Annotated in this window: 22 protein-coding genes and 1 tRNA gene; 17 read left to right on the top strand and 6 right to left on the bottom strand. The window is 73.6% G+C overall.

The annotated features are described in order from the left end of the window. Positions 1–8 precede the first annotated feature (8 nt). Positions 9–1,322, bottom strand: coding sequence for a variant leucine-rich repeat-containing protein (locus J5X07_RS00250; protein WP_208478300.1), 1,314 nt, complete (start codon positions 1,320–1,322; stop codon positions 9–11). Between the two features lie 427 nt (positions 1,323–1,749). On the opposite strand from J5X07_RS00250, the gene J5X07_RS00245 reads away from it, so the two are divergent. The 12 genes from J5X07_RS00245 to J5X07_RS00190 all read left to right on the top strand — a co-directional run bounded on the left by J5X07_RS00245 (position 1,750) and on the right by J5X07_RS00190 (position 14,638). Then, the gene (locus tag J5X07_RS00245; protein ID WP_124932945.1) at positions 1,750–2,526 is read left to right on the top strand and encodes a PP2C family protein-serine/threonine phosphatase; all 777 of its coding nucleotides are present in this window, start codon (positions 1,750–1,752) and stop codon (positions 2,524–2,526) included. Then, entirely contained in the window at positions 2,523–4,133 is a 1,611-nt protein-coding gene (locus tag J5X07_RS00240; protein ID WP_208478299.1) for an FHA domain-containing protein, read from the top strand. Before J5X07_RS00245 ends, J5X07_RS00240 begins: the two co-directional genes overlap by 4 nt. A gap of 97 nt (positions 4,134–4,230) precedes the next feature. Further along, complete coding sequence (locus J5X07_RS00235) at positions 4,231–5,040, top strand: FHA domain-containing protein (protein WP_124932857.1); 810 nt, start codon at positions 4,231–4,233, stop codon at positions 5,038–5,040. Between the two features lie 136 nt (positions 5,041–5,176). Then, positions 5,177–6,166 carry an LmeA family phospholipid-binding protein gene (locus J5X07_RS00230; RefSeq protein WP_208478298.1) on the top strand — a complete coding sequence of 330 codons (990 nt, stop codon included), beginning with the start codon at positions 5,177–5,179 and terminating at the stop codon, positions 6,164–6,166. A 106-nt stretch (positions 6,167–6,272) separates the two neighbouring features. After that, on the top strand, positions 6,273–7,574 hold the full coding sequence (locus J5X07_RS00225; RefSeq protein WP_208478297.1) for an AAA family ATPase: 1,302 nt from the start codon (positions 6,273–6,275) through the stop codon (positions 7,572–7,574). Position 7,575: 1 nt separating this feature from the next. Further along, a complete protein-coding gene (locus tag J5X07_RS00220) occupies positions 7,576–8,178 on the top strand; it encodes an RloB domain-containing protein (protein WP_208478296.1) in 603 nt (200 codons plus the stop codon). A 214-nt stretch (positions 8,179–8,392) separates the two neighbouring features. After that, positions 8,393–9,844, top strand: a complete 1,452-nt coding sequence (locus J5X07_RS00215; RefSeq protein WP_243896141.1) for an AAA family ATPase — start codon at positions 8,393–8,395, stop codon at positions 9,842–9,844. A gap of 22 nt (positions 9,845–9,866) precedes the next feature. Next, positions 9,867–10,982 carry a DUF58 domain-containing protein gene (locus J5X07_RS00210; protein WP_208478295.1) on the top strand — a complete coding sequence of 372 codons (1,116 nt, stop codon included), beginning with the start codon at positions 9,867–9,869 and terminating at the stop codon, positions 10,980–10,982. A gap of 2 nt (positions 10,983–10,984) precedes the next feature. Continuing rightward, the gene (locus J5X07_RS00205) at positions 10,985–11,506 is read left to right on the top strand and encodes an alpha-amylase (RefSeq protein ID WP_208478294.1); all 522 of its coding nucleotides are present in this window, start codon (positions 10,985–10,987) and stop codon (positions 11,504–11,506) included. Beyond that, complete coding sequence (locus tag J5X07_RS00200; protein WP_208478293.1) at positions 11,500–12,564, top strand: vWA domain-containing protein; 1,065 nt, start codon at positions 11,500–11,502, stop codon at positions 12,562–12,564. Before J5X07_RS00205 ends, J5X07_RS00200 begins: the two co-directional genes overlap by 7 nt. After that, entirely contained in the window at positions 12,561–13,643 is a 1,083-nt protein-coding gene (locus J5X07_RS00195) for a vWA domain-containing protein (protein WP_243896139.1), read from the top strand. Before J5X07_RS00200 ends, J5X07_RS00195 begins: the two co-directional genes overlap by 4 nt. Continuing rightward, complete coding sequence (locus J5X07_RS00190; protein WP_208478291.1) at positions 13,640–14,638, top strand: tetratricopeptide repeat protein; 999 nt, start codon at positions 13,640–13,642, stop codon at positions 14,636–14,638. Before J5X07_RS00195 ends, J5X07_RS00190 begins: the two co-directional genes overlap by 4 nt. A 49-nt stretch (positions 14,639–14,687) precedes the next feature. Here the strand turns inward: J5X07_RS00190 and J5X07_RS00185 are convergent, their stop codons facing one another. Next, on the bottom strand, positions 14,688–15,389 hold the full coding sequence (locus J5X07_RS00185; protein ID WP_124932850.1) for a TetR/AcrR family transcriptional regulator: 702 nt from the start codon (positions 15,387–15,389) through the stop codon (positions 14,688–14,690). 42 nt (positions 15,390–15,431) lie between these two features. After that, on the bottom strand, positions 15,432–16,016 hold the full coding sequence (locus tag J5X07_RS00180; protein WP_208478290.1) for an NUDIX domain-containing protein: 585 nt from the start codon (positions 16,014–16,016) through the stop codon (positions 15,432–15,434). A 73-nt stretch (positions 16,017–16,089) separates the two neighbouring features. Here J5X07_RS00180 and J5X07_RS00175 point away from each other — a divergent pair, with 73 nt between their 5' ends. After that, positions 16,090–16,803 carry a M50 family metallopeptidase gene (locus J5X07_RS00175; RefSeq protein WP_341769348.1) on the top strand — a complete coding sequence of 238 codons (714 nt, stop codon included), beginning with the start codon at positions 16,090–16,092 and terminating at the stop codon, positions 16,801–16,803. 180 nt (positions 16,804–16,983) lie between these two features. Beyond that, entirely contained in the window at positions 16,984–18,207 is a 1,224-nt protein-coding gene (locus J5X07_RS00170; RefSeq protein ID WP_208478288.1) for an ABC transporter substrate-binding protein, read from the top strand. Positions 18,208–18,292: 85 nt separating this feature from the next. Here J5X07_RS00170 and J5X07_RS00165 read toward each other — a convergent pair. Further along, a tRNA-Gly gene (locus tag J5X07_RS00165) sits at positions 18,293–18,366 on the bottom strand. Between the two features lie 156 nt (positions 18,367–18,522). Between J5X07_RS00165 and J5X07_RS00160 the strand changes: the two genes are divergently transcribed. The 3 genes from J5X07_RS00160 (at position 18,523) to J5X07_RS00150 (ending at position 21,039) form a co-directional block, all read left to right on the top strand. Continuing rightward, positions 18,523–19,215 carry an NINE protein gene (locus J5X07_RS00160; RefSeq protein ID WP_208478287.1) on the top strand — a complete coding sequence of 231 codons (693 nt, stop codon included), beginning with the start codon at positions 18,523–18,525 and terminating at the stop codon, positions 19,213–19,215. 61 nt (positions 19,216–19,276) lie between these two features. Beyond that, positions 19,277–19,891, top strand: a complete 615-nt coding sequence (gene dcd, locus J5X07_RS00155) for a dCTP deaminase (protein WP_124932845.1) — start codon at positions 19,277–19,279, stop codon at positions 19,889–19,891. Next, entirely contained in the window at positions 19,888–21,039 is a 1,152-nt protein-coding gene (locus tag J5X07_RS00150; RefSeq protein WP_124932844.1) for a hypothetical protein, read from the top strand. The genes dcd and J5X07_RS00150 overlap by 4 nt, the downstream gene beginning before the upstream one ends. Before the next feature lie 115 nt (positions 21,040–21,154). Here J5X07_RS00150 and J5X07_RS00145 read toward each other — a convergent pair whose 3' ends face one another. Together J5X07_RS00145 and J5X07_RS00140 are read right to left on the bottom strand one after the other, a co-directional pair. Further along, positions 21,155–21,994 (bottom strand): 3'-5' exonuclease, encoded by an 840-nt coding sequence (locus tag J5X07_RS00145; RefSeq protein WP_124932843.1) that lies wholly within the window; start codon positions 21,992–21,994, stop codon positions 21,155–21,157. A 96-nt stretch (positions 21,995–22,090) separates the two neighbouring features. Then, positions 22,091–23,113 carry a LacI family DNA-binding transcriptional regulator gene (locus tag J5X07_RS00140; RefSeq protein ID WP_124932842.1) on the bottom strand — a complete coding sequence of 341 codons (1,023 nt, stop codon included), beginning with the start codon at positions 23,111–23,113 and terminating at the stop codon, positions 22,091–22,093. Positions 23,114–23,236 lie beyond the last annotated feature (123 nt).

The raw sequence follows: 23,236 nt of genomic DNA, 5'->3' as shown, positions 1-23,236 counted from the left end.
AGAAGATATTAGCGCGAGGTGGTCTCCGAGGTGTCACGCGACAGGGAGAAGCCCTGGCCGGTGAACTGGTTCCAGCACTCGATCCCGGTCTCGGCGGAGGTGCAGGCGAAGGTGCTGTTCTTGGCCGAGGCCCCGTAGTTGAGGCTGGCGCCCGTGGTCCGGAAGGCCTCGGCGCATGAGCCCGTCGCCTGCCCCTCGGTGCCCACGGAGGCGGTGAAGGGCTTGGATCCGTCCGTGCAGGAGGGGTCCCTGCCGACGAAGTTGTAGCTGTTGATCGTGCAGGACACGGTGGACTCGCCGAGCACGCAGGTGATGTTGCCGCTGGGGGAGGTGAAGGAGCTCAACTCCACTGCGTCGTCGGGGGCGGGCGCCTTGACCTGCTGGGAGGGCGTGGCCGAGGGAGTGGCCGAGGGTGTGGGCGCCTGTGTGCCCTGCGCGGCGCCCGGGGTGGCCGGGGCGGTGGTCCGGTCGGCCTGCGGGCTGGCCGTGGGGTCGTTGTTGTTGCTGGTCAGGTACCAGGTCATGGCGAAGACCAGGAGGGCCAGCACCATCGCGCTGAGGATCCACAGGAAGAGGCCCGAGGGCGCCCCGCCGGAGCGCTCCTCGGTGCCGATGTCGGTGCCGACGCCGAAGACCGTCGCCTCGCTCCCGCCGGCCGCGGCCGCGGGCCCGGGGCTGACGGGGGAGGGGGAGGCCGCCTGGCCGGCGCTGGCGGTGGCCTGGACGGGGCGGCGGTAGACGGTCTGGGAGGCGGTCTGCTGCTCGGAGGCCGGCGCATCCGCCTGGTAGGGGGAGTGCGCGCGGGGGCCGACCGGCCGGGGCTGGTAGCTCGACGGCGCGGGCATCGCCTGGGTGGAGCGGGGGTCGGGTGAGGAGGCGGAGGAGTAGGGGGAGGCCGGGCTGTTGACCGGTGCGCTGCTGCCCGCGGCCACCTGCTCCGAGGCGGCGCCGGGCCGGGTGCCCACGGGGCCGCCGAAGGACTGGCCCATGACATGCCCCTGGCCCTGGAGCCCTGCGGCGCCGGCCGTGGCGGCGGAGCCGGCGGTCCGGGCGGTCGCAGCGGAGGCCGAGGAGGCCGCGGAGGCGGCCGAGACGGCCGAGGCCGCTGACATGGTCGGGCTGGCGCCGCGCGAGGCCAGGGCCTGGTCGACATCGGGGTCGCCCAGTGTTCCCAGCCACTTCAGCAGTGCGGGGTAGGTGCGGGGATTCGCAGCGATGTGCGGGCGCAGGGAGGGGTAGTTCTGCGCCAGCTGGTGCAGGGTCTCCAGAGGGGCATTGGGGTCCTGCGCGCGGGCGACAAGCTCATCATTGGCCTGTGACATGCTGGGTCCTTCGCTGGGTCGGGAGTCTGCATCCTGATGGATCGCCCGGGATGCCGGGCCACCACGCAGGGGCTGCCATGGGAGCGCAGCCCCACCGGGGCGGCGCGGCCGGGGCTCCGGCCTCCTGCAGGAGCGTACCCGAGGTGGGTGGCGCGGCCTCCTGGCGGATGTGGGTGTGCAGGGGGCCGCAGACCGGTATCGTCGCACCCGGATCGTTATACGGTGACCCATGGCCCATGCTCCTGGCAAGGCCGTGCCGTGATCCGGCTGGACAGAAAGGAAGCCGATGACTGAGGCCATCTGGGCAGGTAATGATGGCCACACCGCTGGTGAGGCCGGGAACGGCCCGGCAGTGACTGCTGAGTATGAGGCTGTCGGCGCCACCGAGTGGGGGCCGCCACATGCTCCTGACGCCTCCTTGCCGCCCATGAGCGCGGGGGCGGCCACCGATGTGGGGCGACTGCGCACCGTCAACGAGGACGGATACCTGGCGGTCAACCCGGCCTTCGTCGTCGTCGATGGGATGGGCGGGCATGCGGCGGGGCAGGCGGCCGCCCAGGCGGCCCTGGAGGAGCTCTACGCCCTGGCGGGAGCCACCATCACCTCCATCGATCCCATCCTGGGGGCGGTCTCGGCCGCCCAGGAGTCCATCATCGCCATCCCCTCCCATGCCGCCTTCCTGCCCGGGGCGACCATCGCCGGGGTGATCATGGCGCTCTTGGGCCCTCAGGGCTCGGAGCCGGCCGCTCAGGAGGCGCCGGCCCGGCCCACCTGGCTGGTGTTCAATATCGGGGATGCCCGGGTCTACCTCCTGCGGGACAACATCATGTCCCAGATCACCCGCGACCACTCCCAGGTCCAGGTGCTCATCGACACCGGCCAGCTCACCCCTGAGCAGGCCCGCCATGACCCCCGCCGCAATGTGGTCACCCGCGCCCTGGGCGGGGGGATCGCGGATTCAGCGATCCCCGACCTCTACAGCGTGCCCGTTCAGGCGGGGGATCGCATGCTCGTGTGCTCCGACGGCCTGAGCGATGAGCTCGACGACGACGCGCTGGCCACGATCCTGGCTGCGGGCTTCCCGCCCCAGCGCACCGCCGAGCTGCTCGTGGCCGCCTCCCTGGAGGAGGGCGGGCATGACAACTCCACGGCGGTGGTGGTCGACGCCCTGGCCGCGGACGGCTCGGCCCAGGTGCCCGCATGACGGGGGCTCTTGGGCGCGAGGCGCGGATCGTGGGCGGGACCGGTGCGGGCCCACCCGCGCCAGGAGGCGCCGATGAGGCCGGGGACGGCCTTCCGGAGGGCGTGACCCTCACGCGGGAGGGGGCTCTGCGCATCGAGGGCCTCGACGGCGCGGTGCTGCTCCTGGAGCCTGTCGCGCGGGCCCGCGGGCCGGTGGGCTCCGCGGCCACTGAGCCCGGGGCGCCGCGGCCGGGAGCCCCGCAGGAGGGGAGCCCGGTGGGGGAGGCGGCGGTGGATCCTGAGGCCCTGGAGGTGGCCGCACGACTCCTGGGGGCCCTGGGAGGGCCCCGCCTGTTCAGCACCGCCCCCTCGACCGTGGGGGAGGAGGCCGCGGAGCCGCCCCCGGCCCCTGGGGCCGACGTCCTCGAGGCGGATGACTCTGAGGCCGGCGGGAGCGCGACGGGAGCCCCGGGTGCGCCCGCCTCCCAGGGGGCCCAGGATCCGGAGGGGCCCGAGGGGGAGGACCCCCAGGCCACGGGAGTATGGATCGACCCCGATGATCCGCCCGTGGAGGAGGCCCCGGATGCCGAGGGCGCCGAGGGCACCGGCGGCGCAGAGCCCTCCCGGCGTGCGGCGGACTCCGCAGTGGCGCCGGAGCGGGCGGACCCGGCATGGTCGCGGGCCCCGCAGGCCGCAGCAGCCCCCGCCCGCGAGAGGGGGCAGGCCCCCGCGCAGGCGGGGGCTGCCGGGGGCGCTGAGGCATCCGGGACCCCCGGTCCCCCGGCCGGACCCCCAGCATCCTCCGGCACTCCGCCGCCGGGCCCCGCCATCGACCTGCCGGTCTTCAGCGGCTTCCCCGAGCCCGAGCCCGGGTCGGGGCGCCGACGCCGCAGCCCCCGCTCCGCCGCCAGCGCCTCGGCTGTGGCGGGTGCCGCATCGGCGGCCTCGGGCAGCCTGCCGCTCCCGGGGACGGCGACCCCGCCCCCGGCCCGCCATGAGCCCTCCCCCGGCCCACCGGGGGAGGGCGGTGCCCGCAGCGCTGAGACCTCCAGCGCTGCCGGGACGGAGGCGGGCCCCGGTGCGGGCTCCTCGGGAGCCGCGGCCTGGGACGAGGGCGAGGCGGGCAGGAGCACCGCCGTCATCCCCGCGGCCCTGGCGGCCCTGGGCGCCGCCCCCATCGTCCTGGCCTCGCTGTGCCCGCGCGGGCACGCCAACCCGCCGGACCTGGGCCAGTGCGTGCGCTGCGGCCACGCCCTCCTCGGCGACCTCCGCCAGGTGCCGCGGCCGGTCCTGGTCACTCTGGCCCTCTCCAGTGGCGAGCAGGTGCCGGTGGCGGGGGACGTCGTCGTCGGACGGGCGCCGCAGCCGCCCGCGGGGGCCGATGCCCATCTGGTGGCGCTGGTGAGCGTCCCGAGCGCCACCCACCTGGTCTCCCGCTCCCACCTCATCTTCACCACCGCCGAGTGGAACGTGTTCGTCCAGGACCTGGGCTCCTCCAACGGCACGGTGCTGGCGAGGCCGGGGCATGCCGCGGTCCTCCTCCCGCCCTATGTGCCCACGCCCCTGCTCGTGGGAGACTTACTCGATGTGGGGGACGGCGTGACGATCCATGTCGAGGCGCCCAGGTAGCCGCCCCGTCTACGGGCGCCCGCCATTGTCAGATCAACCGCAACCGCACTCGCGGCGAGTGCACCGCTGAACAGCCGCCGCACCGGAAGGAGATCTCATGAGCGACATGACCTGGACCGAGCTTCCCGAGGTCAGCCCCGACCGCCCCGATGAGCTCGTGCTGGACTTCTCGGGGGAGGTGCACCGCATCGCCACGGATGCCACCTTCGTCATCGGCCGGGGCGGTGACCTGGACATCGATGACAACCCCTACCTGCACCGCCGCTTCCTGGTCTTCGCCCACGCCGAGGGCCTGTGGTGGATCGCCAACGAGGGCTCCCGCCTGTCGGCCACCCTGACCGACGGCGAGGGACTGGTCCAGTCGCGCCTGGCGCCCGGGGCCCGCATGCCCCTGGTCTTCCCCCGGGTCATCCTCACCTTCTCGGCGGGCCCCACCACCTACGAGATCGACCTCATCACCGCGGGCGAGGACCACTTCAACCACATCGAGGGCGCGCGCCAGTCCACCGGGCAGACGACGATCGGCGTGACCCCCATGACCCGCTCCCAGCTGCTCCTGGTCCTGGCCCTGTCCGAGCCCGTCCTCAAGCGCGCGGGCACCGGGGCCGCCGAGATCCCCTCCTCCGCGGCGGCGGCCGCGCGCCTGGGCTGGCCCCTGACCAAGTTCAACCGCAAGCTCGACAATGTCTGCGAGAAGCTCGACCGGGTGGGCGTGCGCGGGCTGCGCGGCGGCCGCGTGGCGGGGGCTGCCTCCAACCGGCGCACCGCCCTGGTGGAGCACGCCGTGTCCACCCTCATGGTCACCGCCGAGGACCTCCACCTCATCGATGAGGAGCACGCCGCCAACCAGGAGGCCTCCCGCACTCAGGCCACCACCGCCTCGGTGGAGGACGGCCTGGGCGGATGAGCCGCCGCCACCGGCTGCCGCAGCGGGCCGGGGGCGCGTATGCTGCACCGCTCAGTGGCCCGTCACGGGGACGCGCCGCAGGGGAGGAAGGCCGCGATGGACGAGAGGGACGATGGGACTGCGAGAGGATGAGCCTGTGAGGCCGGAGGAGCTGTCGGATGATGCGCGGGGCGCCGGGGGCGGTCGCGAGACCATGACCATCCCGTCCACCGCCGCGTGGGCGGCCGCGGCCCCTGATCGGGCCGAGCCCGGCTCGCACGAGACCGAGGACGGCCGCCTCGACCTCGACGCCCTGGTGGCCGACCCGCCCGGCGGGGCAGGGGATACTGCCCCCCGGGTGGTGGGGCGGCGCCGTCGCCCCAGGCCCCTGGCGGCGGTCCTGGTCATCCTCCTGGTCCTGGTGGCGGCCCTGGCCGGTGGCGCGGTGTGGGCCGAGAACCACGCCCGTGAGCGGATCAGCGCTGCGGTCCAGGACGGCATGTCGGGACTGAGCCAGGACGCGAGGGTGACCACCGAGGGGATCATCCTGCCCCAGCTCGCCAGCGGATCCCTGCGCCGTGTGGATGTGGAGGCCTCCCGCCTCAGCCTGGGGCCGGTGCTGGGGATCCTCTCGGGCGAGCCGAGCCTCGGGCCGGAGGCGGAGCTGGCCTTCGACGACTTCGACGCCTCCATGACCCAGGTGGGCACCTCCTCCCCCCATCGCGCCAGGACGATCACCATGAGCGGGACCCTGGACTGGGAGACCGCCTCGGTCCTGCTCCGGGCCAGCTCCCAGGGGCTGGAGGGGGCCACGGCCTCGGCCGGAGCGGTGGGGACCTCGGCCCAGGAGCCCGGGACGGTGTCCATTGCCACCTCCCGCTACGGCGTCAACGCCTCGGTGGAGGCAGCCCCCTCGGTCACCCCCGAGGGCAACCTCCTGCTGACGGTGGAATCGGCGAGCGTGGGCTCCCAGGCCTCGGCCGACGTCCCCGCCGAGTGGCTGCGCTACGTGGGCCTGGACAGCACCGAGACGGAGGTGCCCATGACCCTGCTGCCCAAGGGACTGAAGCTGTCCGGCGCCGTGGTCACGCCCGAGGGACTGCGCCTGACCTTCGAGGGCCGGGACGTCAACCTCTCCGGGCTGTGAGCGGCCGGCTCGAGCCTCGGCGGTCACCAGACATCGCGACTCCTCGCGAGTGGGTCGTTTTGGGAAATTCCTTCCCCGATCGAGGGTCTCGATGTAGGCTGTTCTTATGCTGCTCACCTTCTCCGTTGGGAACTACCGGATCTTCCGAGATGAGGTGACCCTCGACCTCATCCGGGACAGCCTCACCACGCTCTCGCCCCGCCCCGGCTCCTCCTGGTCCGAGGCGGTCAGGCAGGTGGCGGCCGTCTACGGCGCCAACGCCTCGGGCAAGTCGACCCTGCTGGAGGCCATTAATGGCCTCCGCTACGCCGTGCGGGGACACCGCGACATCCTGCACCGCCCGTACGCCCTGGATGACCGCCACCGTCTGGAGCCCACGTCCTATGCGGTGGACTTCGTGCACGAGGGTGCGCGCTACCGGTACAGCGTGGAGGCGTACTCCTGGGGCATCGGGAGGGAGGAGCTGTGGCAGGCAGGCGCGCGCTGGAGGAAGCTCTTCGTGCGCACCCAGGAGGATGCGGACCAGGATCTGACCATGGAGCCCGGACCCTCGCTCAGGGGCGCGACGACGGAGGTACGGCGTATCACCACGGCCAGGGACCTCTTCCTGGCCATGGCCCTGCGCTACGAGCATGCGACGCTCGCCCCCGTGGCTCGAGGCCTCCAGGGGATCCGTATGATCCACCGCGACGACGATGAGCGGCTTGCCCGACTCCAATGGCTGATGGGGCGACTTGCTGATGGGCCAGCGCGATGGAGTGCGCTGTGCGATGCGATCGCCGTGACCGCTGACCTGGGCGTGATGCGGGTCGGCCTTGAGGAGCGGGACGTCCCCGATGAGGTTCTCGAGGAGGTGCGGCGCCTCCTTGCCGGCGATGAGGCCGAGGAGGATATCCCTGAGACGATCCTGCAGCAGCTCCAGCGCTCCCTTGTCTTCTTCCATGCGGGGGCTGATGGGAAGGAGCGCCGTCTGCCCGTCGGCGCTCAGAGTCAGGGCACCCTCACCTGGCTCGCCACCATGGGCCCCGCCGTCGATGCTCTCCGGCTGGGGCAGACCCTTCTCGTCGATGAGCTCGATGCCAGCCTGCACCCGGTGCTGGTCGCCGAGCTCGTTTCGATGTTCCAGGACCCCGAGGTCAACCGCACAGGGGCCCAGCTGGTGTTCACCACCCATGACGCCTCCCTGCTCGACAACTCGCCCACGCAGCTGCTCGAGGCGGGCGAGGTGTGGCTCTGCGAGAAGAACAATGAGGGCGCGAGTGATCTCTTCAGCCTGTCCGACTTCTCCACTACCCGCAAGGGCACCAACAAGCAGCGGCGCTACCTGGCGGGAGCCTTCGGTGCGGTTCCCCGGGTCGATACCTCCGGTATTCGCCGTCTTCTGCGCACCGAGGGATCGGAGGGCTGAGGTGGCGCCCAGGAGGTCTCAGCGGCGCCAGAAGCGTGCGGAGCGCCGCACCGTCCTGCTTCTCACCAACGGCAGGAAGACTGAGAAGACCTATCTCGAGAGTCTCAAGAGAAGGGTGGGCCGGGGCATCTCGGTGAACACCCGCCTGATCGAGGGCGATCCATCGACCATCCTCAAGGAGTTGAAAGGGCCCAGATCCGATATCCGCGCCTACCGCGAGGTGTGGATCGTCGTCGACCATGACGGGACCGATCGTGAAGGCTTCCTGGCCGGGTGCCGCAGCCTCAGCAGTCGGCAAACCACTGTGCACGGCGCCGTGTCCGTGCCGTGCTTCGAGGTCTGGCTCAACGCCCACTACGAACCGATCCGCAGTTACCAGGATCAGCGTGATGCCCAGCGCCACTACCGTGAGCTCACCGGCCTGCCGTCAGGGCAGGACAAGGAGATCCCGGGTTCCTTCCCCTGGGATGCGATGGAGCAGGCGGCCCGGCGCTGCTACCTGCCCTCCCAGGGATTGCCGGGGCTCGATACCCAGGGGCCGTGCCCCTCCACCACCATGCCGCACCTCCTGCGCAGTCTCGGCCTTCTGGATGAGCTGTCCTGAGAGGGCCTGCCGGGACGGGACTCACATCCGGCTGCGGATCGGCGCGCTCGCGCCCAGAACCCGGGCAGGTGAAGGCCTCCGGGCGGTCATGGGGACTGCGATCCACGCCGCGGGGCCCGTTGGAGGCCCACGGAGGCGGCGCCCCGTATTACCCTTCCAGGGCGCCGCCGGCGCACCGCGCTCGCAGGGCCCACGCAGGATGACCAGGAGAACCATGAGCACGCAGCCCGATCACGGAGCCCGGACCCCGGGACGGCAGCCCGCGCCGCACGGCGGGCAGCCGGGGGGTCACCGGCCCCCCAGCATCGCCCCCGGGGAGAGCGCGCCCCAGGCCGCGGCGGGCGCCCCCGGCGCCGTAGCGCCGGGCTCCGGAGTGCGGGGCCCGGCCTCCCAGGCGGGCCCCTCGGCGCCGGTCCCCGCGCCCATCCCCGGTGGGGCGTCCGGCGCTGCCGCTGGGCCCGCTGGGCCCGCCGTGCCCGCGCCCCCATCGCAGGGACTGCTCCAGCCCCCCGGGCAGCAGCCGGTGCAGTACAACCCCGCGCCGCAGCGCCCCGCACAGGCCGCGGATGCGGGCATGGGCTACGGGGTGCCGCCGGCCGCGCCCGTGGAGGAGGCGGCCACCACCGGCCCGCTGCCCTCGCGCGAGGCCCTCAAGCGCGAGGCCCGGGCCGCCTCCACCTCCTCGGGGGGCTCGGAGGCCGACGTCGAGAGGGCCGGCGCCCTGCTGGGCACGGTGGCCGAGATCTTCGCCCAGCGGGTGGTCGGCCAGGAGCAGCTGCGCATCGCCCTGGTGACCACGCTCATGGCCGGGGGCCACATCCTCCTGGAGTCCGTGCCCGGACTGGCCAAGACCACGGCCGCCCAGACCCTGGCCTCCGCCGTCTCCGGCTCCTTCCGCCGCATCCAGTGCACCCCCGACCTCATGCCCAACGACATCGTGGGCACCCAGATCCTCAACTACGCCACCGGTGAGATGACCACCCAGCTGGGGCCGGTGCACGCCAACATCGTCCTGCTCGATGAGATCAACCGCTCCAGCGCCAAGACCCAGTCCGCGATGCTGGAGGCCATGCAGGAGCGCCAGACCTCCATCGGCGGCGTCGTCTACCCCCTGCCGCACCCCTTCATGGTGCTGGCCACCCAGAACCCCATCGAGGAGGAGGGCACCTACGTCCTGCCCGAGGCCCAGATGGACCGCTTCCTGCTCAAGGAGGTGCTCAGCTACCCCCGGCCCAGCGAGGAGGCCACGGTGCTCGAGCGCATCTCCTCGGGCTCCTTCGACAAGCCCATCACCACCGAGGCCATCTCCACTCAGGACGTCGAGTGGCTCCAGGGCGCGGCCGAGCGCGTCTACGTCGACCCCGTCATCAAGCAGTACATCGTGGCGCTCATCAACACCTCCCGCGGCGGCGGCCCGCGGCCCGTGGCGGGCCTGGAGGCCCAGGTGCGCGTGGGCGCCTCGCCCCGCGGCGGCATCGCCCTGATGAAGGTGGCCCAGGCCATCGCCCTGCAGGAGGGCCGCACCTACGTCATCCCCGACGATGTGCGCCTCCTGCGCCACAGCGTGCTGCGCCATCGCCTGGTCCTGACCTACGACGCCCTGGCCGACGGGGTGGCTCCAGAGGCGATCATCGACGCGATCTTCGCCGCGGTGCCCACGCCCTGAGCCCCGCGGAGGAAGCCTCGTGATGAGCAGGAAGGCCCGGCGCGGCCCCACTGGCGATCCCGGCCGGCCGAGTCGGCAGAGCCGTCAGGACCATCCTGATCGGGGCGGCCGCCCCGGCCAGGAGGCCCCGGGCGCTGCTGGCGCGCCGGGCGCACCCGGGGCGCCGGGGGAGGCACCGGGCGAGGAGCCCCGGACCACGGGCTGGTCGCGCCGCCGGGGCAGCCGCATGGAGCGCCTGCGCGCCGCGCTGACCCTGCCCACCCTGCGGCGCGCCACCGGCCTGCTCGATGGGCGGCACAAGTCGATCTTCGTGGGCCGCGGCCAGGACTTCGACGACATGTCCCTCTACCGGCCCGGCGACGATGTCACCGATATCGACTGGAAGTCCTCGGCCCGGGTCGGCCAGCCCGTCATCAAGCGCTATCAGCGCGAGTCCATGGTGCCCCTCATCCTGGCGGTGGACACCGGGCGGACCATGGCCGCCCAGGCCCCCAGCGGCCAGGACAAGCGCGACCTGGCCCTGGGGGTGGCCGAGGTCTTCTCCTACCTGGCCCGCATGCGCGGGGACTCCGTGGCGCTGGTGGCGGGGGACTCGGCCCGCACCATCTCCCGGCCCGCCCGCAGCGGGGCCAAGCACGCCGAGACCCTCCTGGCGCTCCTGGCGCGCACCTTCGAGGCCCTCGACGGCCCCGACGGGCGACTGCTGCCCCAGGCCCCGGCCTCCAGCCTGCCCCGGCTCATGGAGCGCGTGGTCACGTGGCACCGCCGCCGCAGCCTGGTCATCCTCATCACCGACACCTCCCACCCCGGCCCCGAGAGCGCCCTGTGGCTGCGCCGCCTGTCGATGCTCCACGAGGTCATCGTCGTCCAGGTCGACGACGACGACCCGCTGCGCGCCGACGGCGGCCGGGCCTGGGACATCGACGCCCCCGTGGAGGTGCCCGCCTTCCTGCGCCACGACCCCCTGCTCAGGTCGCAGCTGGAGCTGGCCGCCGCCTGGCGGCGGGACGTCGCCGAGGACCTGCTGGACGCCCGCCACCTGGAGCACGGAACCATCAAGGACGAGGAGGGCCTCATCGACTCCCTGGCCGATCTGCTCCAGCGCGAGCGGGCCGCCGTGGCCCGGGGGAGGCGGTGAGCATGTCGCCCCATCCCCCCGTGCTCATGCCGGCCTGGCTGGTCATCGTGGCCACGATCTGCCTCATCATCGTGGTGGCCTGGCTCCTCTTCGTCTTCCTGACCACCCGGCGCGACACCTCCGCCCAGGTCGGGGACATCCCCATGGCCCCGGGCGAGCGGCGCCAATGGGTGGAGCGGCTCGATGAGGTCACCGGGCGCTGGCGGGCCGGGGAGCTGGATCTGCGGGGCCTCCACCTGGAGCTGGCGGCCCTCGTGCGCGGCTTCGCCGAGGCGCGCAGCGGCCAGGAGATCACCACCGCCACCGTCACCGAGATCCTGGCCATGGCCGACACCACCGGCCCGCGCTCGGTGATGGCCCGGCTGCGCCAGGTGCGCAGCGCCGGACGGCCACTGGATGCCAACCCCCTGGGGCGCGTGGGCGAGCTCCTGGCGATCTGGGAGCAGCCCTCCTTCGACCGCGAGTCCGAGGCCGTCGCCCAGGAGGCCCTCGACCATGCCGGGGAGGTGGTTCACCGATGGTGATGCCATGGCTGCTCGCCCTGCTGCTCCTCGCGGCGGTGGGCATCGTCCTGCTCATGCTCCTGCGGCCCGGGGCCGGGCCGCAGCGCCCCTCCCGGGAGGCGCAGGGCCCCGGCCCGCGGCGCCTGGCCAACTCCGTGAGCCTGTTCGACCTGCCCCAGGTCCGCGCCCGCATCCGCCAGCGCCGCTGGCTGCACGCCGCGATGGCGGTCCTCATCGTCCTCGCCCTGGTGTCGGCCTCAGCGATCGCCGCCCGGCCGGTCCGCGAGCGTGAGCGCTCCGACCGCCTGGCCAACCGCGATATCGTGCTGTGCCTGGACGTGTCCACCTCCATGGTGAAGGTGGACGCCTCCGTGCTCGAGACCTTCGCCGACCTCATCGAGTCCTTCGACGGCGAGCGCGTGGCACTGGTGGCCTGGAACTCCTCGGCCCAGACCATCGTGCCCCTGACCGACGACTACGAGCTGCTCCAGACCGAGATGGAGGATCTGGCCGACGTGCTGGACATCGACCCGGAGAACCCGACCACCCTTCAGGCCACGCGCTACGCCCTGGAGCTGGGCGGGACCATCGACTCCTCCCTGGACGCCTCCTCCCTGGCCGGCGACGGCCTGGCCTCCTGCGCCACGGCCTTCGACAACCAGGGGCTGGACCGCTCCCGATCCATCATCCTCGCCACCGACAACCAGGTCATCGACCCCTACGACCAGCAGATCTACCCCCTGCCCGATGCCACCGAGCTGCTCAAGGAGCGTCAGATCCGCCTGTTCTCCATCTTCGGCGCCGATGAGCGGTACAGCGGCGACTGGGAGGCGGAGAAGACCCTGGAGGAGGGCCGCGAGGAGCTCAAGACCCTCACCGAGGGGCTCGATGGCCGCTTCTACGACGTCGAGGACTCCGGCGCCGGCGGCGATATCGTCGCGCGCCTGGAGTCCACCCAGGTCGCCGAGCTCGGCGGCAACACCGAGGTCAGGCGCACGGATGAGCCCGAGAGGCTGAGCATCCTGCTGGCCGTCGCGGTGCTGGCCCTGCTGGGGCTGGCCGCATGGAGGCGGGCATGACGCTGCGTCCGATGCTGCCCATGGCGCTCGTCGTCCTCATGGCCCTGGTCATGGCGGCCCTGCTGGGGCTGGCCCGATGGCGCATGCGCGCCTCGGAGGCCGAGCCCGGCGCCCGGGCCGCCTGGTGGCGCCGGGCGGGAGCGGCCGCCCTGGTGATCGTCATCCTCGCGGGCCCCTCGGTGCGCGCCTCGGAGGCCGTCTCCGTGTCCAATGTGGAGATCTACATGCTGGTGGACCGCACCGGCTCCATGGCCGCCGAGGACTGGGCCGGCGATCCCCCCGAGGGGGTGGAGAACCCCACCGCCACCCGCCTGGACGGGGTGAGGGCGGATATGGCCTCCATCAGGCAGGCCTTCCCCTCCGCCCGCTACTCCATCGTCGCCCTGGACTCGGCCGCGGCGGTCGAGCTGCCCCTGACCACCGACGTCGACGCGGTGGACTCCTGGGTGGGCTCCCTGACCCAGGAGGTCACCGACCGCTCCACCGGCTCCTCCCTGGAGACCGCACTGCCCCAGCTCTCCCAGCTGCTCGCCCAGTCCCACGAGGCCAATCCGCAGAACATCAGGCTGGTCTACATCCTCTCCGACGGCGAGGCCACCGACGGCGGCCGGGCCGCCCAGGAGGCCCAGTCCCAGGGCTGGGACTGGCAGGCCATGGCCCCGGTGGTCGACGGCGGCGCCGTCCTGGGCTACGGGACCGCCGAGGGCGGGCAGATGCGCTCCTACGACGGCAGCCCCTCCACCGGCGAGCACACGAACGCCGACTACATCCCCGACGGCCCCGACGGCCAGCCCGGCCTGTCGGTCATCGACGAGCCCGCCCTGGAGGCCGTGGCCCAGGACCTGGGGGTCGACTACCTTCACCGCACCGGCGGCCCCGACGACGACCCTCCTGAGTCCTTCACCGACCTCGATATCCAGGCCGTCCTGAGTGACGGGCGCGTCGCCAAGGGCCCCAGGCACTACGTGGTGTGGCCCCTGGCCCTCGTGGTCAGCGGCCTGCTCATCTGGGAGCTGGCCGACCTGGCCCGGGCCGACCGGCGCCTGCGGCTGATCCTGAGGCCCAGGAGGCAGGCATGAGCGAGAACCAGAACCGCCAGGACCCCGGCGACCAGGAGCGCTTCGGCCCCCGGCCCGGGCAGAGCGCGCCGGGGGAGGCGGCCCCGCCCGCCCCCTCGGCGCCCTCCCCGGGCGGGCGGGCCGAGCAGCCCTCTCGGGGCGGGGCCGGCACTGAGGACCCGCAGCTGCGCGCGGCCCGGATGCGCCGTCGTCGCCGGCTCCTGCTCCTCGGCGCGGCTCCGGCGCTCCTGGCCACCGCCGCGGCCCTGTGGTGCGGAGCGGTCTTCGGTCTGAGCATGGCCGCCAGCCATGCCCTGACCCGGGGCGACCACGAGACCGCGGTCTCCCGGTACCGCACCGTGGCCGCCATCAACCCGTGGCTGGAGCAGTGGCGCGTCCACTACAACCTGGGCACCGCCCTGTACGTGGCGGCCGATCTCGACGGTGCGCAGGCGGCCCTGGAGACCGCCCTGGGCGAGGTCCCCATCGCTGATGAGGTCGATCCCGGCACCGGGCTGAAGCCCGAGGGCTCACCGGAGTGCCGGGTGCGCCACAACCTGTCCCTCACCCATGCGGCGAGGGCCGCGCAGGCGCAGGAGAGCGGCGACACGGCCCAGGCCGATGAGTCCGCCGCAGCGGCCCAGGAGGCCCTGGGGCAGTGCCCGCCCCCGCCTTCCCCGGATCCCTCCCAGAGCCCTTCGCCTGACCCCTCCCCGCAGCCGTCGCAGACCCCGTCCCAGGGCTCCTCGCAGGATCCGTCCGCCTCGCCGTCCCCGGAGCCCTCGCAGGACCCCTCCGCCCAGCCCTCGCAGGAGCCCTCGGCTCCGCCGTCCCAGGACCCCTCGTCCAGCCCCTCCGCCAGCTCGTCCAGCTCCTCCAGCCCCTCGGCCAGCGCCTCCTCCAGCCCGGATGACCGGGCGGAGCGCCTGCGGCGGCGCAATAACGACGAGTCGGAGAACGGGGCGACCCGCAAGGGCGAGAGCCAGCAGCCCCAGGACGGGACCAAGCCCTGGTAGCGGGCGCCCCGGGCATCCCGGGCGCCGGCGGCGGCTGGCGCCCGCGCGGTCAGCCCGCGGCGCCGTGGTGGGCGCGTTGCGCGGGCTCCCCGCGATCCCGCCCCTCCACCGGCTCGGTGGCGTAGTGGTGGGGGATCTCGGGCACCCCATGGCTGGGCGGCGCGGCTCCCACGGCCCGCAGCACGAAGGAGTCCAGGCTCTTCAGATAGGCCTTGCGGGCCTCCGGCTCCTCGGGGGTGGGACGCCCTCCCATGATGGTGGCGTTGAGCAGGGGGATGACCTGTGCCGGGTCCTGGGGCGGGATGAGCCCCTGGTCCATGGCCTCGGTGAGGATCGAGGAGAGCATCTGGGCCAGGAGGGCGCCATGGGCCCGCAGGCGCCCCGCGGTGCCCCGGGAGACCGCGTCGGCCAGGGGCCCGGTGGAGGGGAAGTGGTAGTGGCGCTTGATGAGGGCCTGCTGGCGCACGTAGATGCGCAGGCGGTCGATGGGGTCCTCGGTCCCGGCCAGCGCCCGGGACAGCTCCTCGGCGTAGCGGCCCGCCTCATGCTCCATGAAGGCCAGGAGGAGGTCCTCCTTGTCCGCGAAGTGGTTGTAGACGGCGGTGCGGCCCACGCCCGCATGGGTGGCCACGTCGGACAGGGTGATCCGCTCGAAGCTGCGCCGGCTCATGAGCTCGGACAGCGCGCTGAAGAGCGCTGCACGGGTGCGCTCACGATGCTCGGCCAGTGAGGAGCCCATGATCTTCGGCATGCGGCTACCCTAACCGCTGAGGTGACGGGTGCGCCAGAAACGTCATGAAACGACGGGGTCGGTGCGTGGTCCTGGAGGACCGGGGCGCACCAGGGCCCCAATGGCCTGCACGATGGGGATATCCGCCTCCAGCCAGTCCAGCTCGCCGAGCCGGTCGATGGGCGTCCACCGCAGGAGCAGATGATCATCCCCGGCAGTGCCCCGGTCGTGGGGATCGGCGGGCTCCGCCAGCCACACCCGGATGCGGTGGCCATTCATCGCCGGCCAGGCGGGGGCATCATCGGTACCGTGCGGTGCCTGCGGGGCGGGCGAGTGCCGTCCGCTCAGCCCCGCCGTCGAGGGCCCGGGCGGGTCGGCGGGGGCGGGGACCGCCAGGTCGGCAGGCGGGCGCAGCTCGTCCCCCAGCCGCACCCGCAGGCCGATCTCCTCGGCCAGCTCGCGGATCAGCCCCTGGAGCGGGGACTCCCCGGGCTCCACCTTGCCGCCCGGCAGCTCGAATCGGCCCGCGAGCTCGGCGGGGTAGGCGCGGGCGGCGCACAGCAGGCTGGTGGGGCGGCTGAGGCGGTCCACCACCGCCGCCGCCACGACCAGCCGCGAGCGCGCCGGCGGGTGTGGGGTGTCCTGCATGCGCCCGACCCTACAGGCGGGCCCCTCAGCCAGGGGGCAGGAGCCCACAGGCCGACCTGGCAGACTGCGGGTCGTGAGTCCTGAGGCATGGAATGAGATCGTCGCCCGCACCCGGCCCGGGGAGGTGCCGGAGCCCTGGGCCCTGTGGCCGGCCCTGGCTCTCCTGGCCATCGTCCTGGTCTGGCCGCAGGCGCGGCGCTGGGGGCGGACCCTGGTGACCATCGTCCACGAGGCGGGGCACGCCGCCGTCGGCATCCTGGTGGGCAGGCGCTTCCACGGCTTCGTCGTGGGCAGGGACCTGTCCGGGCACGCCGTCACCAGTGGCAGGACCCGTGGAGCGGGCAGGGTGCTGACCACCTGGGCGGGCTACCCGGCGCCCGCGGTGCTGGGAGCCCTGGTGGCGCTCGGCGCCATGCGGGGCTGGGCCGGCCTCATCCTCGTGCTCTGCCTGCTGCTCCTGGCGGTGCTGCTGGTGATGTCCCGCTCCCCGCGCACCGCCTTCCTGGTGATCCTGGTGGGGATCGCCGCGGGCCTGCTGTGGTGGTGGGGCGGCCCCTGGCGCGACGGGCTGGTGGCCGGCACTGGCCTGATCCTGCTGGTGGGGGCCTGGGACTCCCTGCGCGATGTCGCACGTTCCCGTGACGGCGGTCAGGACCACCGCACCCTGGCCCAGCTCACCCCCGTGCCGGCGGGCCTGTGGCTGGCGACCTGGTTCCTCGCCGATGCGGCAGCCACTGCCGCTGTCCTGCTCGCGCTGCGCCCGATCCTGGGGCCGCTGGCCCCATGACCCGCTGCCCCCGCGACCGGTGCTGTGATCCGGCCTCGTCGCGGTCCCGATGCCGGGGCGGGTCTGGATTGTGACCTTGGATGAGGCCCTGGATCGGGCCTGGGGGTCGGTGAGGGTCGGCTGGTGCTCTAACCTGCATCCTGCTGCCCCCTCCCTACCCGAGCATCTCAAGGAGAACCCATGATCATCACCCGCAGGGCGCTGGGCCTGTCCGCCACAGCCGTCGCGGCCGCAGCCCTGTCCGGCTGCAGCCTGTTCAGCAGCGATGAGGAGTCCTCTGCGGAGGAGTCCTCCCTGGTCCTGCTCGTGGAGTCCTCGGGCCAGGCCGAGACCGCGGCGCTGCGCGATGCGGTGGAGGCCTTCACCGACAAGACCGGTGTCGCGGTGGTGCTCCAGGTGACCACTGAGCTGGAGCAGGAGCTCAGCCGGGGCCTGGCGGGGGACAGCCCCGTGGATGTCTTCCATCTCACGCCGGGGCTTCTGGCGGCCCATGCGCAGGCCGGCTCGCTGCACCCCTACGGGGACCAGCTGGCCGTCAAGGACGACCTCGCGCCCGCCCTGGTCGCCGCGGCCACCTACGGGGGCGTCTTCTACGGGGCGCCGACACCCGCAGCCACCCTGGCCCTGTTCATCAACACCGATCTGTGGGCCTCAGCAGGACTCTCCGAGGCCGACTACCCCACCACCTGGGAGGAGCTGGAGCAGGTCGGCACCGCCCTCGCCGGGGGGCAGGGAGCGGGCCTGGTCCTGGGGCCGCAGTACTCCCGCCTGGGCGCCTTCATGGTTCAGGCCGGCGGCGGGCTGACCGATGCCGAGGGCGCGATCACCGCCAACTCCGAGGGATCGGTGGCGGGGCTCTCGCAGGTCAAGAGCCTGCTGGACGCCGGAGCCGCCACCCTGGCGCCCGAGCTGGAGGCCTCCTCGGGCGGGGAGGCCTTCGGCGCGGGGCAGGCGGCCATGACCATCGAGAGCACCGCCTTCGTCGGGGTGCTGGCCTCCCAGCACCCCGAGCTGGGCTATGCCGTTGTCGAGCTGCCCGCCGGGCCGGCCGGTCAGGGATCCTTGCAGTTCTCGCGCGTCTACGGGATCGCCGCGGCCTCTCCCCGCAAGGAGGAGGCACTGTCCCTGGTGGAGTTCCTGACCTCGGCCGAGCAGCAGGCGCCCCTGGCGGCCGCCGCCGGGGCCGTGCCCTCATCGATGTCCGCGGCCACCGCCTGGAGCCAGGAGAACCCGGGGCTGGCCGCCTTCGCCGCCGCCCTGCCCTACGCGGCGGGCATGCCGGCACTGGCGGGAGCCGGCGATGCGCTGGCCGACCTGGATGCCCAGCTCGCCGGTCTGGCCGGTGCCGACCCCCGGGCCATCCTGGACTCCGCCCAGGTCAACCTGGAGGCGGTGACCTCCTGAGGCTGCGGGGCGCCCCGGACTGCGACGGGGCGGGACGAGGGCCGACATGACGATTGGCCGGCCCCTGGGGGCCGGCCAATCGTGGTGGAGCGGGTGACGGGAATCGAACCCGCGCTGTCAGCTTGGGAAGCTGAAGTTCTACCATTGAACTACACCCGCGTGCTGCTCCTCCTGGGAGGTGCTGGTGAAGCATACCCCATCGGGGGGCCGGTGCGGCAAATCGATGCGCGGCGCGGGCGGGCCCGGTGCTGCGCCACGGGGCCCGGCAGGCGGATCGCGGCATGGAGCGGCTGCGTCACCTGCGATGATGACCCCATGTCCGATCCCAGTAGCAGCGATCCCCATCACGTGAGCAGCCCCCAGGGGGACTTCCCGACCGACGTCCTCCCGGTCCCGCAGGCCACCAGTGCCTACCCGGGCCAGGGAGTCGGCGGCGTGCTGCAGGGCCAGGCCCGCGCTGCGGCGCCGGGCCGGCCGGAGTACGCGCCCTCCACGGCACTGGCGCCCTTCGAGCCCGCCGCCGTCCACGAGCCGCGCGTGGAGGCGCAGGGCGATCCCTACGGTGCGGCGCACAGCGGTGGTGCCGGCCTCCCGCCCCAGGGCGCTGCCCACGCCGGGGCCTACGGCCCGCCCCAGACCGCCTATGCCCCTGCTCATGGCGGCCCCTATGCCGGTGCCCACGGCCCGGTGCCCGGTGCCCCGTACGCCGCCCCCTACGCCGGCGCCGCACCCTATGCGGCTGCCGTCCCCTACATCCCCTATGCCCAGCCCAAGTCCAAGGTGATCGTCCTCCTGCTGGCGCTCTTCCTGGGGACCCTGGGCATCCACAACTTCTACCTGGGGCACACCGGCAAGGGCGTGGCCCAGCTGCTCATCAGCCTGCTGTCCCTCGGCTCCCTCGCCGCGCTGGTGTGGATCTGGGCCGTCATCGAGGGGATCTGCGCGTGCTCGGCGCAGTCCGGCTCCCACCCCTGGGGCGTGGACGCCTACGGCACTCCTGTGGTCTGAGCGCCGGCCGCGGCCCGGCCCCTGCTCGCCGGGCCGTGGCCGCACCTGGCACAATCGCCCCGTGCTGCTCTCCGACCGTGACATCCGTGCCGAGCTCGACGCGGGCCGCATCGCCCTGGCGCCCTACGATCCGCAGATGATCCAGCCCGCATCCATCGATGTGCGGCTGGACCGATGGTTCCGCCTGTTCGACAACCACCGCTATCCGGTCATCGACCCCTCCGCCGAGCAGGAGGGCCTCACCCACCTGGTGGATGTGGGCCCCGATGAGCCCTTCGTCCTGCACCCCGGCGAGTTCGTCCTGGGGGCCACCTATGAGCGCATCACCCTGCCCGATGACGTGGCCGCCCGCCTGGAGGGCAAATCCAGTCTGGGGCGCCTGGGCCTGCTGACCCACTCCACCGCCGGCTTCATCGACCCCGGCTTCACCGGGCACGTGACCCTGGAGCTGTCCAACACCGCGACCATGCCGATCATGCTGTGGCCGGGCATGAAGGTGGGCCAGCTGTGCTTCTTCCGCCTCTCGAGCCCCGCCCAGGCCCCCTACGGCTCGGGTGCTGCGGGCTCGCGCTACCAGGGGCAGCGCGGCCCCACCGCCTCGCGCTCCCACCTGTCCTTCCACCGGCTGCGGATCACCGACGCCGGGCACCGCACCGACTCCGAGGAGAGCGCATGAGCGAATCGACCGACCTGGCAGTCTCCCTGCCCACCGACACCGGCACCTTCTCCGCCGGCTCCATGCTGCCCGTGGGGCGCCTGGACACCCACCACCTCCTCCTGCTGGCCGACGACGTCACCCCCGACGAGGTCGAGGCCCTGGCCCTGTCTCAGGACGTCCAGGCCGGCTGGGTGGGGGTCTCCAACCTCCAGCTCTTCCCGGGCGCCTCCCTCCAGGGCCCCTGGGACGTCGATGCGGAGATGCGAGCCCTGCTGGGGGCCCCGGAGTGGACCACCCAGCTCATGGTCCTGGACTGCCCGCGCGTGCGGGCCGGGGCGATGCCCCCCGAGCTGGCCGGCAAGGACCCCCTGGCCGACGCCTTCCCGCTGGCGCAGCCCACCGGCGTCGAGCTGGTGGCCCTCACCCGCCTGCGGGCGATCGCCCGCCGCCTGGCCGGCGCCCTGCGCGTCGTGCCGGGCCTGCCCGAGGGCGCCGCCCCGGTCCTCATCGAGCCCAGCCCGGAGGTCTCGGTCTCCCTGACCGTCTACGCCCCGGTGTGGATGGGCCCGGAGGATCTGGCCGGGCTCCTGGGAGAGGCCGCCCCCGGGATGAGCCCCGCCCTCCATGCCGTCCAGCCGGCACGGGTCATCGGCCTGGACGCCGTGGACCCGGACAAGCTGGAGCGGCTCGTGGAGCGCATCGGGGCGGATGTCTTCGAGGAGGCCTGGCGCACCTCCCAGAAGGTGCGCGCCCGGACTGAGGCCGAGGAGGCCCGGGCGGCGGCCTCCGGGGAGGTCATCGAGGAGGAGCGCGACGGCTACGCCGTGGTGGCCCCGGTCGACGCCCAGCGCGAGGGCTGGGGGAGCATCGAGGTCCAGGTGGGGGCCACCGATGGGCTCCCCCTGGCGGTGCGCGGCGAGAGCTGGGCGCGCGGCGCCGTGCTGTCCTACGACCTCAGGTGGAAGCCGCTGGAGCAGGCGGACGCCTATGAGGAGACCGTCTCGCGCGCCAGGCGCCGCGAGCGCCAGGCCGCCCGCGACCTGGTCGAGGAGCTGGCCACGGTCCTGGTCAGGGCCGTGTCCGGGGTGGCGGTGGACGACGACGGCTTCCTGGTCTCCCTGGGCGATGAGCCTGAGGAGCCCCGGAGCGCCTCATCGGGCCAGTAGCCCGCCGGCGCGCGCATCCTCGGCGGGCGCCAGGGGCGGCTCGCCGGGGCCGATGCGCGTGAGGCCGCTCCCGCCGCGGCGGGAGCGCAGGTGGGGGTGCGCTGCAGGGGCGGGGTCAGCCGGGCTGGGAGCCGGGGGCCCGGGGGTCGCGCAGGGCTCCCGGACGACGGCGCTCGACCAGGAGGGCGCGGGCACGATCGGCCCGGTCCGCATCCCAGGTCCAGCCGGTGAATACCCGGGCGTCCTCCAGGGCCCGGCCCCAGGCGGGGGGCTCGCCGCGCCGGGCCCCGACCGCCAGGTAGTGCCGCAGCAGCCCGGCGGCGGCCATGGCGTCGTCGAGGGCCGAGTGGTGCTGGTCGATGGCCACCCCGGCAGCCCGGCAGCAGGCGGTCAGGCGGCGCGAGGGGGTGTCCATGAAGCGGCGCGACCACTCCATCGTGCACACGCGCGGCACGCGGGCCCCGCGCCGCAGCAGCCCCAGGCCGCCCAGCGCCTGGGTGAGGAAGCCCAGGTCGAAGCGGGCGTTGTGGGCCACCACGACGCGGCCCGCCAGGTCCCTGACGAGCAGGTCGGCGACCTGCGCCAGGGCCGGGGCGCCGATGAGGTCCTCGGCCACCAGCCCGTGGATGCGGGTGGGGCCCACCGCCGTGCCCGCCCCGGGATCGATGAGGGTGGACCAGCTGTGCTCGGCCCGGCCCTGCGCATCGGTGAGGACCAGGCCGATCTCGATGATGGCGTCCGTGGTGGGGGACAGGCCCGTGGTCTCCAGGTCGACGACGGCGTAGCCCCCGGCGCCCACCCCGCCTCCGGGGGCGCCCGCGGCTGCGGTGGCGGGTGAGGGGCGGGTGGCGCCGGGGCCGCGGGTGCCCGGGAGCGGGGTCACGGGGGCTCCGGTCTGGTCGGCCAGGGGCCGCAGGGGTCCGCGGTCGGCGGGGGCGCGGTGGTAGAAGGGCATCCCGGCGAGCCTAGCCGCATCGGGCGGACCGGTGCTGTGAGCCCCTGGCCGGGGCCGGGCCCCGCCGGCCGTGCGCAGCCTGCCGGCAGGGCGCACCTAGGACGCCCGGTTCTCCGCCGGTGGTGAGGAGTCGCGGACCACCAGGCTCGGGGCGGCGCACTGGACGGCCCGGCCCCCCTCCTGGGACAGGTGCTCCAGCAGCAGGCGGGTGGCGGTGTCGCCCATGATCGCGGGCTCGCGGTGCACGGAGGTCAGCGCTGGGCTCAGTGCCCGGCACAGCGGGGAGTCCTCCAGGGAGACCAGGGCGATATCGGCCCCGGGCCGCCGCCCCTCCTGGCGCAGCGCGGCCAGCCCGCCGACGGCGAGGACCTCGTTGTCGTAGACGATGGCGTCGGGGGTGCGGGGCCCGGCGATGAGCTCGGTCGTGGCCTGGGCCCCGGAGCGCTCGGTGTAGTCCGGGGCGGTGGAGACCATGATCTCCACTCCCCGGCTGCGCCCCAGCGAGGCGATGGCGGCGCTGCGCCGCTCGGTGTGCAGGAGGGTGGACATGCCCGACATGTAGGCGATGCGCCGTCGTCCCCGCTCCAGGAGGTGGTCGACGACGATCTCGATCATCCCCTCCTCATCCCCGATGACCGAGGGCATGCCGGCCTCGTCGCGCTCGCCCACCAGGACGTAGGGCAGGCCCAGCTCGGACAGGGAGGCCAGGCGGGGGTCGTCGCGGCGCGGGTCGACCACCACCACCCCGTCGACCCGCTGCTGGGACCACCAGGCGCGGTAGATCGCGATCTCCTGGGCGGGATCGGTGACGATCTGCAGCAGCAGCGCCACGCCGGCGGAGGTCAGGGCCGCCTGCATGCCCAGGATGAACTCGAAGAAGAACCGCTCGGCGGCCACGGACTGGCTGGGGCGGGCGATGACCAGGCCGAGGGCGCCGGCGCGGGAGGCCGACAGCGCCCGGGCGGCGGCATTGGGGGTCCAGCCCATCTCGTTGGCCACGGCCAGGATGCGGCGGCGGGTGGTCTGCGATACCCCGCTGCGGCCGTTGAGGGCGAAGGAGACGGCCGAGGGGGAGACACCGGCGACGGTGGCGATGTCTCGGATCGTGGGGCGTTCCATGGTGGGAGTATTCCACTGGGGCGGCCATTGCGGGGGCCGGTGGTCATCGCCGGCCCCGGGAGGGAGGGCTTCTTGCCCGAATGACTAATGCGGTTTAGTCTAGGTGCGGTTGAGACCGAGCCC

This window comes from Actinomyces bowdenii (genome assembly GCF_017592395.1).
Lineage (GTDB): Bacteria > Actinomycetota > Actinomycetes > Actinomycetales > Actinomycetaceae > Actinomyces > Actinomyces bowdenii.
This window is presented reverse-complemented; position numbering and strand designations above follow the sequence as displayed.

Coding starts and splice junctions, on each gene's coding strand:
- J5X07_RS00150 (WP_124932844.1), top strand. CDS start 19,888: ATGAGCGAATCGACCGACCTGGCAGTCTCCCTGCCCACCGACACCGGC.
- J5X07_RS00210 (WP_208478295.1), top strand. CDS start 9,867: ATGAGCAGGAAGGCCCGGCGCGGCCCCACTGGCGATCCCGGCCGGCCG.
- J5X07_RS00145 (WP_124932843.1), bottom strand. CDS start 21,994: ATGCCCTTCTACCACCGCGCCCCCGCCGACCGCGGACCCCTGCGGCCC.
- J5X07_RS00195 (WP_243896139.1), top strand. CDS start 12,561: ATGACGCTGCGTCCGATGCTGCCCATGGCGCTCGTCGTCCTCATGGCC.
- J5X07_RS00205 (WP_208478294.1), top strand. CDS start 10,985: ATGTCGCCCCATCCCCCCGTGCTCATGCCGGCCTGGCTGGTCATCGTG.
- J5X07_RS00215 (WP_243896141.1), top strand. CDS start 8,393: ATGAGCACGCAGCCCGATCACGGAGCCCGGACCCCGGGACGGCAGCCC.
- J5X07_RS00170 (WP_208478288.1), top strand. CDS start 16,984: ATGATCATCACCCGCAGGGCGCTGGGCCTGTCCGCCACAGCCGTCGCG.
- J5X07_RS00185 (WP_124932850.1), bottom strand. CDS start 15,389: ATGCCGAAGATCATGGGCTCCTCACTGGCCGAGCATCGTGAGCGCACC.
- J5X07_RS00190 (WP_208478291.1), top strand. CDS start 13,640: ATGAGCGAGAACCAGAACCGCCAGGACCCCGGCGACCAGGAGCGCTTC.
- J5X07_RS00200 (WP_208478293.1), top strand. CDS start 11,500: ATGGTGATGCCATGGCTGCTCGCCCTGCTGCTCCTCGCGGCGGTGGGC.
- J5X07_RS00140 (WP_124932842.1), bottom strand. CDS start 23,113: ATGGAACGCCCCACGATCCGAGACATCGCCACCGTCGCCGGTGTCTCC.
- J5X07_RS00250 (WP_208478300.1), bottom strand. CDS start 1,322: ATGTCACAGGCCAATGATGAGCTTGTCGCCCGCGCGCAGGACCCCAAT.
- J5X07_RS00225 (WP_208478297.1), top strand. CDS start 6,273: ATGCTGCTCACCTTCTCCGTTGGGAACTACCGGATCTTCCGAGATGAG.
- J5X07_RS00235 (WP_124932857.1), top strand. CDS start 4,231: ATGAGCGACATGACCTGGACCGAGCTTCCCGAGGTCAGCCCCGACCGC.
- J5X07_RS00180 (WP_208478290.1), bottom strand. CDS start 16,016: ATGCAGGACACCCCACACCCGCCGGCGCGCTCGCGGCTGGTCGTGGCG.
- J5X07_RS00245 (WP_124932945.1), top strand. CDS start 1,750: ATGAGCGCGGGGGCGGCCACCGATGTGGGGCGACTGCGCACCGTCAAC.
- J5X07_RS00240 (WP_208478299.1), top strand. CDS start 2,523: ATGACGGGGGCTCTTGGGCGCGAGGCGCGGATCGTGGGCGGGACCGGT.
- J5X07_RS00160 (WP_208478287.1), top strand. CDS start 18,523: ATGTCCGATCCCAGTAGCAGCGATCCCCATCACGTGAGCAGCCCCCAG.